8 protein-coding genes and 3 tRNA genes are annotated in these 8,485 nt (G+C 74.3%); 6 read left to right on the forward strand and 5 right to left on the reverse strand.

Annotated elements, in window-relative coordinates; genetic code table 11:
- Positions 1-166: 166 nt before the first annotated feature.
- The 3 genes from ACFXOZ_RS41295 to ACFXOZ_RS41305 all read right to left on the reverse strand — a co-directional run bounded on the left by ACFXOZ_RS41295 (position 167) and on the right by ACFXOZ_RS41305 (position 3,560).
- Entirely contained in the window at positions 167-1,570 is a 1,404-nt protein-coding gene (locus ACFXOZ_RS41295) for a glutamate decarboxylase (RefSeq protein WP_375892542.1), read from the reverse strand.
- A 119-nt stretch (positions 1,571-1,689) separates the two neighbouring features.
- Complete coding sequence (locus ACFXOZ_RS41300; RefSeq protein ID WP_375892544.1) at positions 1,690-3,135, reverse strand: FGGY family carbohydrate kinase; 1,446 nt, start codon at positions 3,133-3,135, stop codon at positions 1,690-1,692.
- A gap of 131 nt (positions 3,136-3,266) precedes the next feature.
- Positions 3,267-3,560: a hypothetical protein gene (locus tag ACFXOZ_RS41305; RefSeq protein ID WP_375892545.1), complete on the reverse strand. Its 294-nt coding sequence runs from the start codon at positions 3,558-3,560 to the stop codon at positions 3,267-3,269.
- A gap of 241 nt (positions 3,561-3,801) precedes the next feature.
- Between ACFXOZ_RS41305 and ACFXOZ_RS41310 the strand changes: the two genes are divergently transcribed.
- Together ACFXOZ_RS41310 and ACFXOZ_RS41315 are read left to right on the forward strand one after the other, a co-directional pair.
- Positions 3,802-3,874, forward strand: a tRNA-Asn gene (locus tag ACFXOZ_RS41310).
- Between the two features lie 62 nt (positions 3,875-3,936).
- Positions 3,937-4,009 (forward strand) — tRNA-Asn (locus tag ACFXOZ_RS41315).
- A gap of 147 nt (positions 4,010-4,156) precedes the next feature.
- Here ACFXOZ_RS41315 and ACFXOZ_RS41320 read toward each other — a convergent pair.
- Complete coding sequence (locus tag ACFXOZ_RS41320; RefSeq protein ID WP_380401627.1) at positions 4,157-4,906, reverse strand: trypsin-like serine peptidase; 750 nt, start codon at positions 4,904-4,906, stop codon at positions 4,157-4,159.
- A gap of 128 nt (positions 4,907-5,034) precedes the next feature.
- Complete coding sequence (locus tag ACFXOZ_RS41325) at positions 5,035-5,880, reverse strand: trypsin-like serine peptidase (protein WP_380595208.1); 846 nt, start codon at positions 5,878-5,880, stop codon at positions 5,035-5,037.
- Positions 5,881-6,070: 190 nt separating this feature from the next.
- Between ACFXOZ_RS41325 and ACFXOZ_RS41330 the strand changes: the two genes are divergently transcribed.
- The 4 genes from ACFXOZ_RS41330 to ACFXOZ_RS41345 all read left to right on the forward strand — a co-directional run bounded on the left by ACFXOZ_RS41330 (position 6,071) and on the right by ACFXOZ_RS41345 (position 8,440).
- Positions 6,071-6,144 (forward strand) — tRNA-Ile (locus ACFXOZ_RS41330).
- A gap of 429 nt (positions 6,145-6,573) precedes the next feature.
- On the forward strand, positions 6,574-7,521 hold the full coding sequence (locus ACFXOZ_RS41335; protein ID WP_380527562.1) for an SPFH domain-containing protein: 948 nt from the start codon (positions 6,574-6,576) through the stop codon (positions 7,519-7,521).
- A 10-nt stretch (positions 7,522-7,531) separates the two neighbouring features.
- Complete coding sequence (locus ACFXOZ_RS41340; protein ID WP_380401618.1) at positions 7,532-7,759, forward strand: hypothetical protein; 228 nt, start codon at positions 7,532-7,534, stop codon at positions 7,757-7,759.
- Between the two features lie 51 nt (positions 7,760-7,810).
- Positions 7,811-8,440, forward strand: coding sequence for a GPP34 family phosphoprotein (locus tag ACFXOZ_RS41345; RefSeq protein WP_380595210.1), 630 nt, complete (start codon positions 7,811-7,813; stop codon positions 8,438-8,440).
- Positions 8,441-8,485 lie beyond the last annotated feature (45 nt).

Consider the following 8,485-nt stretch of genomic DNA (forward strand, 5'->3'; position numbering starts at 1 on the left):
CCGGGTCGGGCGCGCCCGCTGCCGTCCGCCCTCCCCCCGCCCTGTTGCGGCCCCGCGCGGGGGGGGGGGCGCCCCCCCCCCCCGTCCACCCGCGGGGGGCGGGGCTATACCCCTCCCCCCCCCCACCGCGGCGTTTCCGGGGCGCTGAGCCGCCCCGGAAACGCCTTCAGTGGTGGAAGCCCTCGCGGACCGGCACGCCCAGGTCCTGCAGCGGGACGGGCTGGCGGCGCAGCTCCGGCAGCAGCCGGTTGAGGTCGGCCAGCAGCAGGTCGGCGAGGTCCCGGGAGAAGCCGTTGCGACAGACCACCCGGAGCACCGACAGGTCCTGCCGGTTCGCCGGGAAGGTGTACGCGGGGACCTGCCAGCCGCGCTCGCGCAGCCGCCGTGAGACGTCGAAGACGTCGAAGGTGACGTCCTCGGTGGTGGTGAAGGCGAACACCGGGACCTGGTCGCCGCGGGTCAGCAGCCGGAAGCAGCCGAGCTTCCCGATCTCCCCGGCCAGGTAGCCGGCGACCTCCCGGCAGGCGCCCTGGACCGCCCGGAAACCGGCCCGGCCGAGCCGCAGGAAGACGTAGTACTGCGCCGCGACCTGCGCGCCGGGCCGGGAGAAGTTGAGCGCGAAGGTCGGCATCTCGCCGCCCAGGTAGTTGACCCGGAAGACCAGTTCCTCGGGCAGGGCCTCCTTGTCCCGCCACAGCGCCCAGCCGACGCCGGGGTAGACCAGGCCGTACTTGTGGCCGGAGGTGTTGATCGACTGCACCCGGGGGAGCCGGAAGTCCCAGACCAGCTCCGGGTCGAGGAAGGGCGCCACCATGCCGCCGGAGGCGCCGTCCACGTGCACCGGGACGTCCAGGCCGGTGCGCGCCTGGAGCTCGTCCAGGGCCGCGCAGATCTCCGCGACCGGCTCGTACGAGCCGTCGAAGGTCGAGCCGAGGACGCCGACCACGCCGATGGTGTTCTCGTCGCACAGCGCGACGGCCTGCTCGGGGCCGAGGTGGAAGCGCTCGCCCTCCATCGGCGCGGTGCGGGCCTCGATCTCCCAGAAGGTGCAGAACTTCTCCCAGCACACCTGGACGTTGACGCCCATCACGAGGTTGGGCCGGGCCCCGGCCGCGTAGCGCTCGGGGTTGCGGCGCATCCAGCGGCGCTTGAGCGCCATGCCGGCCAGCATGCAGGCCTCGCTGGAGCCGGTGGTGGAGCAGCCGACCGCGGCGTCCGGGTCGGGGGCGTGCCAGAGGTCGGCGAGGATGGCCACGCAGCGCCGCTCCAGTTCGGCGGTCTGCGGGTACTCGTCCTTGTCGATCATGTTCTTGTCCAGGCACTCGGTCATCAGCCGGGTCGCCTGCACCTCCATCGAGGTGGTGACGAAGGTCGCCAGGTTGAGCTTGGCGCTGCCGTCCAGCATCAGCTCGTCGTGGATCAGCTGGTACGCGGTGTCGGCCGCGACCGGGCCCTCGCCGAGCCGGTGCACCGGCGGGGCGAGTTCCATCGCGCCCAGCGGGTCGGTGATGCCGAGGAACGGACTGACGCTCAGCCGGCGGTCGTCGCCGGTCCCCTTGTGCAGGGCCATGGGTGGCTGTCGCCCTTCGCCTCGGTTGCCGTGTCCCGACCCACGCTGCCACCGGGCGCCGGGTGACGCATCCTCACCGGCGGACTCCGGCCGGTCGGGGTCGGCCCGGACGGCAGGGCTCAGGCCGAGGGGCCGGCGGCGGCCTCCGGGTGGATCTGGTCCCGGGCGGCGCGGTACTGCTGGCGCACCGCCGACCCGATCGCCAGGTCCTGTTCGCCCTCGGGCTCGACCGTCTCGGCGTCCGGCAGCGCCCACTCCGGCGGCTCGGAGGTGCCGGCCAGCGCCCAGGCGGCCTGCCGGGCGGCGCCGCGGGCGGCGTGCGCGCCCGGCGGGGGCACCACGACCGGGACGCCGAACAGCATCGGGGCGATGTGCCGGACGGCGGGCAGCCGGCCGGCCGCGCCGAGCAGGAACACCCGCTTGATGCCGACGCCCAGGGCGCGCAGCACGTCCAGGGCGTCGGCGGTGTTGCACAGCATGCCCTCGACGGCGGCCCGGGCCAGGTGCTGAGGGGTCATCGCCTCGGCCCGCAGGCCGGTCAGGGTGCCGGCGGCGTGCGGCAGCGCGGGGGTGCGCTCGCCGTCCAGGTAGGGCAGCAGCACCAGGCCGTAGGCGCCGGGGGAGGAGTGCAGGGCGAGGTCGCTCAGCCCCTCCAGGTCCCGGCCGAGCACGGCGGCGGTGGAGCGCAGCACCTGGGCGGCGTTGAGGGTGGCGACCATCGGCAGGTGGCGGCCGCTCGCGTCGGCGAAGGAGGAGACCAGGCCGGTGGCGTCCACCACGGCCTCCTCGTGCACCGCGAAGATCGTCCCGGCGCTGCCGAGCGAGACCACCGCGTCGCCCGGACCGAGGCCCAGGCCGAGGGCGGCGGCCATGTTGTCGCCGGTGCCGGCCGAGATCAGCAGGCCCTCGGGGGTGTGCCCGGCGGGTTCGGCGGGGCCGAGCACGTCGGGCAGCCGGAGTTCGTGGCCGAGCGCCAGCTCGACCAGGTCCTGCCGGTACTCGCCGGTGATCGGGGACCAGTAGCCGGTGCCGGAGGCGTCGCCGCGGTCGGTGGTGCGGCGCTTGGGGTGGCCGAGCAGCTGCCAGACCAGCCAGTCGTGCGGCAGCAGCACCTCGGCGACCCGGCGGGCGTTGGCCGGCTCGAACTCGGCCAGCCAGCGCAGCTTGGCGATGGTGTACGTGGGTCCGGGGACGGCGCCGATCGCGGCGGTCCAGGCGGCCGGGCCGCCGAGGGCGTCCAGCAGCTTGGCGGCGGCGCCGCTGGAGCGCGGGTCGTTCCACAGGATCGCGGGCCGCACCTGCACCCCGCCCGCGTCCAGGCCGATCATGCCGTGCTGCTGGGCGCTGACGCCGATCGCCCGGACGCCCTCCAGCAGGCCGCCGGCCGCGGCGTCGCCGAGGGAGTGCAGCCAGACCTGCGGGTCGGCCTCGCCGGGGCGCAGGTCCTGGTCCTCGGGGACGGGGTGGGGCGCCTTGCCGGAGCGCAGGACGGTGCCGGTGTCGGCGTCGCACGCGACGATCCTGGTGCGGCTGGTCGAGCTGTCTATCCCCGCGACGATGGCCATGTCGAGATCATGCCTCAGCCCGGCCCGGGACGCGTCCGGGCCGGGTGAGCCGTTGCCGGTTCGGGACCGGGCGTTGGGATCTCCTTTGCCGGGGGATCACCGCCCCGTCACGGACGGTGGCTACCGCCCGGTCACGGGCGGACGGTGCCCCAGCCGTCGTCCTCCGCCCGGGAGCGGGTGAAGTACGGCACCCGGTCGGTGACGGCGTTCGGCAGCCTGTCCCCGACCCGGTCCGCGACGGCACCGGCCGCCTTCCCGGCCACCGCCCCGGCCTGCTGCCGCGCCCGGTCGGTGGCCCCCTGCACGGTCGGGTTCCGGGCGATCCGCCGGGTGACCTCGGTGATCTGTTCGTAGCGCCGGCGCCCGGCCCGCGAGCCGAGGACGTAGCCGGCCGCGAAACCCGCGGCCAACGACAGCTTCCACATGATCGGACCCACCCTCTCCTGGCGGCCTTCTGCCGCATTGCCCTACCCGTTGCCCGGGACGGCGAACCGTCCGCGCCCCCAGCATCCCCGGGTGCCGTCGGGGGCGCGCGCGGGGCACGCCGGACCGGAGGTTCGGGGCGGCCGGGGAAACGATTGGCGGACCACCCCCCCGAGTGCGCTAATGTATGTCCCGCAGCGAGCGCCGAGGAGCCCGGGTCACGGGAGCCGAAGCGGAAGCCGATCCCCCATAGCTCAATTGGCAGAGCAGCCGACTGTTAATCGGCAGGTTATTGGTTCGAGTCCAATTGGGGGAGCTCGGGAGTAGTGCTCCTCGGAGCCCGATTCCCGCCCGTGGTACGGAAGTTGAGTACCGCGATCCCGCATAGCTCAATTGGCAGAGCAGCCGACTGTTAATCGGCAGGTTATTGGTTCGAGTCCAATTGCGGGAGCTGCACCGGGTCCGCCCGGTGACTGCTCAGAGCGAAGGCCCCTCGGACGACCGGGGGGCCTTCGTGTTGTCCGCCCCGGTGTCGCGTGCGTCACCCCGCCGTGCCCTCCCCGGCGCCGCGGGCGGGCCGGGGAGGGCATCGCCGGGATCAGGTGGTCGCCCGCCGGTACAGGTCGGCGATCCGCTGGTCGAAGGCCACGCTGTACGAGGTGCCCGGGGTGTCCCCGCCCTCCTGGTAGCCGCCGATCACGCCGACCACCGTGCCGTCGCCGGTCACCCAGGGACTGCCGCTGGTGCCGTCGGTGTAGCCGCCGCAGTCGAAGCGTTCCTGGGTGGCGCTCTGCGAGCTGGTCCGGACCGCGCAGGTGATCGGTTCGTCGCTCTCGTTCGGGTAGCCGGTCACCGAGACCGCCAGTCCGACGCCCCGGCCGGTGCCGAGCGGGTTGCCGCCGACCGCCTCCTCGACCTGCCGGCCGTCGGCCGGGCGGACGGTGACGAAGGCCACGTCGTAGTCCGGGTCGTCGTCGGAGGCCCAGCGGGGATCGACGGTGATCGACTGCACCTGCCAACTCCCGTACGGGGAGTACCCGTTGCGGTAGCCGGGGGTGAACACCAGGCCGTCCAGCAGGCCGACCCGCTGGTTCTGCACGCAGTGCGCGGCGGTGACCAGCAGATTGCGCGCGGGGCTGCGCACCACGCTCGCCGTGCAGGACCGGGGGCCCTGGGCGCTGTGGACGGACAGCGTGCCGATCCGGTCGCGGGCCGCGCTCTGCTGGGCGACCTCGGCGTTCGGCGCCGCGTCCGGCCCGCTGCCGCACGCGGTGCCGGCGGTCAGCAGCAGGGCAGCCAGCGCGGTCGCTCCGGCCGCGCGCGCGGGCGGCACCGGGCGGGGGGCCATCGGGGCTCCGTCTCGTTCCTCGGGGCGGGCATCCGGGCCGTGCGTTCCGCCGTTCGAGAGGAAGATCTACCAGGCCGTGCCCGGCGGCGCCACTGCCGGGTGTTCGAATCGGTCCGGGGCCGGCCCGGTCAGCCGGTGGCCCGGTCGTAGAGCGCCTGGACCCGGTCGCCGAAGTAGCTGCTGTACGAGGTGTCCGGGCTGCTCCCGCCCTCCTGGTAGCCGCCGATCACGCCGACCACGGTGCCGGTCCTGGTGGACGGGTCGAAGTCGGTGACCCAGGGACTGCCGCTGGTGCCGCCGGTGTAGTCCGGGCAGTCGATCCGCAGCTGGGTGGCACTCTGTTCGGTGGTGGTGTTCGAGCAGGTGATCGGGACGTCGCTGCTGCCCGGGTAGCCGGTCACCCGCACCGGGACCTGGTAGCCGCGGTTGACGCCCAGTTTGTTGGCGCCGAGCACCTGCTGCACCTGCTGCCCGTTCTGCGCCTGGACGACGGCGAAGGCGACGTCCATGTCCGGGTCGGCGTGGTCCTTCCAGCCGTCGTCCACGCTGACCGCCAGCAGCGGCCAGACCCCGCTCGGGGTGTCGCCGTTGCGGTAGCCGGGGACGAAGACCAGGTCGCTGCGCCGGCCGATCCTCGGGTCCCAGACGCAGTGGGCGGCGGTGACGATCAGGTTGAGCCCGGCGCTGTCGACCACGCTGGCGGTGCAGAAGTGGTCCCCGTCCGCGTTGCGCGTGAACACCGCACCGACCAGGCCGTTGAGCACGGTGGGCTTGGCGGTGCGGGTGACCCCGGTGTGCTTGCCGATCGCCCCCTTGAAGCGCTGCTTGCTCCAGCCGTGGGCGTCGGCGGCACCGGGCGGTGCCGAGGTGACCGTCGGGGCGACGGTGCCGGGCCGCGCCGCGGTGGTGCACCCCGCCAGCGCGAAGGCCAGCACCAGTCCTCCGGCCGCAGCTCCCGCCCCACGCATCGTCATCAGCCCAGGCTGCCCTGTCCGGGCCCTCCGTCGCCACCCGGAGCCCGCCACCGGGGCGGGCGCGCGCCCTCCCGCACCCAGCTGCGCCCCCGGCGCGCACCACGGGTGATCGACCGGCTATGCTGCCCGGGACGGCCTCGCGGGGCCGTCTGCTGCTGCCGTGGCCGACGACCGGCACGCGCGGCGAACCGGGGCGGTAGCTCAGCCGGTTAGAGCAGGGGACTCATAATCCCTTGGTCGTGGGTTCGAGTCCCACCCGCCCCACTTCTCCCACCCCCGTGCGGCCCGTCGGCCGACGGGGCTCCAGGCGCGGCGAGAACAGACTGTACGCGCGCAAACATCCTCCGTGGCGATTACACGCCGAGGTTCACCCTCCCTGGGGACCCGGGGGCCGGTCGGGCCCGTGGCCTTCCGGGTCGCGTGGGGCCGGTGCATCCCGCCTGCCGCGCGGCCGTGCACGCAGTGGCCGACCCATGGGCGTCGAGTCCTCAACTGCGCGTACCGGAGCATCACTTCGGGTGATCCGCCGGAGCGCGAGGCGAACCCCCGGGATGCGACGGCCGGCGGCTCTGCGGCGCCCGGCGGCGTCGGACCGCGTTCACCCCTGGTGCGGTGCCCCGAAAAAGTGATATCACTTTGACAGCTGCAGCGGACGTCCGCGCGGCGCACATCGCACAAGGGGGAGTCGGTCCCATGACCGCACCGCACGTCTCCGTCGAGGACGGCCCCGTCCTCGACCTCCCGGCCCCGAGGGTCACCGAGCGGGTCATCACCGGGGCTCCGGGGCTGCCGGTGCTCGGCGGCGCCCTGCTGGGCGTGCTCGCCGGGCTCGCCGGACTGATCGCCGGTGGGGTCCAACTCGCCGGTGGCGACAAGGGCCTGGGCGTTCCGCTGGTGGTCCTCGGACCACTGGTGCTGCTCGGCTCGCTGGTCCTGCTCTGCGGGCTGACGGTCGTCTCGCCCGGCTCGGCCCGGGTGGTCCAGCTGCTCGGCACCTACCGGGGGACGATCCGCGCCGAGGGGATCAGCTGGCTGAACCCCTTCACCAGCCGCCGGCACATCTCGCTGCGGATCCGCAACCACGAGACCGAGACCGCCAAGGTCAACGACGCGGACGGCAACCCGATCGAGATCGCCGCCGTGGTGGTCTGGCAGGTCGAGGACTCCGCGATGGCGGTGTTCGAGGTGGACGACTACGTCGACTTCGTCGCCATCCAGACCGAGACGGCCGTCCGGCACATCGCCACCAGCTACCCGTACGACGCCCACCACGAGGGGCAGTTGTCGCTGCGCGACGGCGCGGACGAGATCGCCCGAAAGCTGTCCGCCGAGATCGCCGCCCGGGTCGCCTCGGCCGGTGTGCGGGTCGTCGAGTCCCGGATCACCCGGCTCGCCTACGCGCCCGAGGTCGCCCAGGTGATGCTCCAGCGGCAGCAGGCCGGGGCCGTGGTGGCCGCCCGGCGGCTGATCGTCGAGGGCGCCGTCGGTATGGTCGAGGAGGCCTTGGACCGGCTCGCCGAGCGGGACGTGGTGGAGTTGGACGAGGAGCGCAAGGCCGCCATGGTGAGCAACCTCCTGGTGGTGCTCTGCGGCGACCGGGGCACCCAGCCCGTCGTGAACACGGGCTCCCTCTACCAGTAAGGGCGCGGCGTTGGCGACGGAACGGAAGAAGCTCCTGTTGCGACTGGATCCTTCGGTTCACGACGCACTGGCGAGGTGGGCCGCGGACGAACTGCGCAGCACCAACGCCCAGATCGAGTTCGTGCTCCGCCGCGCCCTCGGCGAGGCCGGCCGGATGCCCAGCGGCGCGGCCCGGCTTCCCCGGCGCGGCCGACCGCCCAAGGAGAGCCCGGAGGACGGCGGTCCCGCCGAGGACTGACCGCAGCGGCCGGGCGCTCCGCAGATCGTCCCTGATCCTTCGGAGACCGAGATGGACCTTCCCGTCAATCTGCCCGAGAAGCTCTACCTGCTCGCCTACGACCCCGAGCGCGGGCGGCTCACCCGCACGACCGACCTGGACCTGGCCCTGCGGGCGGCGGCGCTCACCGAGCTCCTCCGCCGCGGACTGATCCGTGACGACGGCCGGCACCCGGCCGCCGTCGACGGCCCGACCGGCGGGCTCGACCCGCTCTCCGCCGCGCTGCTGGAGCAGATCCGCCAGGGGCGGCGGCGTACCTGGTGGAGCTGGATCGGGCGCCGGGGGCGGTCGGCGCGGGTGGTCCGCGACGGGCTCGCGGCCGCCGGGCGGATCCGGGTCGAGGAGCACCGGATGCTCGGGATCTTCCCGGTCGCCCGGGTCACCCTGACGGAGCCCCGGGTGCGCAAGGCGCTGGCGGCGAGCGTCACCTCGGCGCTGAGCGGCCCGTTCAGCCGGGTCGACCCGGCGGACGCGGCGCTGGTCGCCCTGGTCGACGCGGCCCGGCTGAGTACGGCCCTGACCTGGCGCCACCGGCGCGAGTTCCGGGCCCGGATCGACAAGCTGGCCCCGGCGGCCGGCCCGGTCCCGCGCGCCCTGCGCCGGGCCGTCAACGCGAAGCACGCGGACGCCGGGACGGGCTGACCCGCCCCGGACGCGGCCCGCCGGCCCGGACGCCGAACGAACGGG

This window comes from Kitasatospora sp. NPDC059160 (assembly GCF_042755465.1).
Taxonomy (GTDB): Bacteria; Actinomycetota; Actinomycetes; order Streptomycetales; family Streptomycetaceae; genus Kitasatospora.

Bases quoted from the DNA above. Each gene is read 5' to 3' on its own strand.
- ACFXOZ_RS41320 (WP_380401627.1), bottom strand. From the start codon at position 4,906: ATGGCCCCCCGCCCGGTGCCGCCCGCGCGCGCGGCCGGAGCGACCGCG.
- ACFXOZ_RS41295 (WP_375892542.1), bottom strand. From the start codon at position 1,570: ATGGCCCTGCACAAGGGGACCGGCGACGACCGCCGGCTGAGCGTCAGT.
- ACFXOZ_RS41345 (WP_380595210.1), top strand. From the start codon at position 7,811: ATGGACCTTCCCGTCAATCTGCCCGAGAAGCTCTACCTGCTCGCCTAC.
- ACFXOZ_RS41325 (WP_380595208.1), bottom strand. From the start codon at position 5,880: ATGACGATGCGTGGGGCGGGAGCTGCGGCCGGAGGACTGGTGCTGGCC.
- ACFXOZ_RS41305 (WP_375892545.1), bottom strand. From the start codon at position 3,560: ATGTGGAAGCTGTCGTTGGCCGCGGGTTTCGCGGCCGGCTACGTCCTC.
- ACFXOZ_RS41335 (WP_380527562.1), top strand. From the start codon at position 6,574: ATGACCGCACCGCACGTCTCCGTCGAGGACGGCCCCGTCCTCGACCTC.
- ACFXOZ_RS41300 (WP_375892544.1), bottom strand. From the start codon at position 3,135: ATGGCCATCGTCGCGGGGATAGACAGCTCGACCAGCCGCACCAGGATC.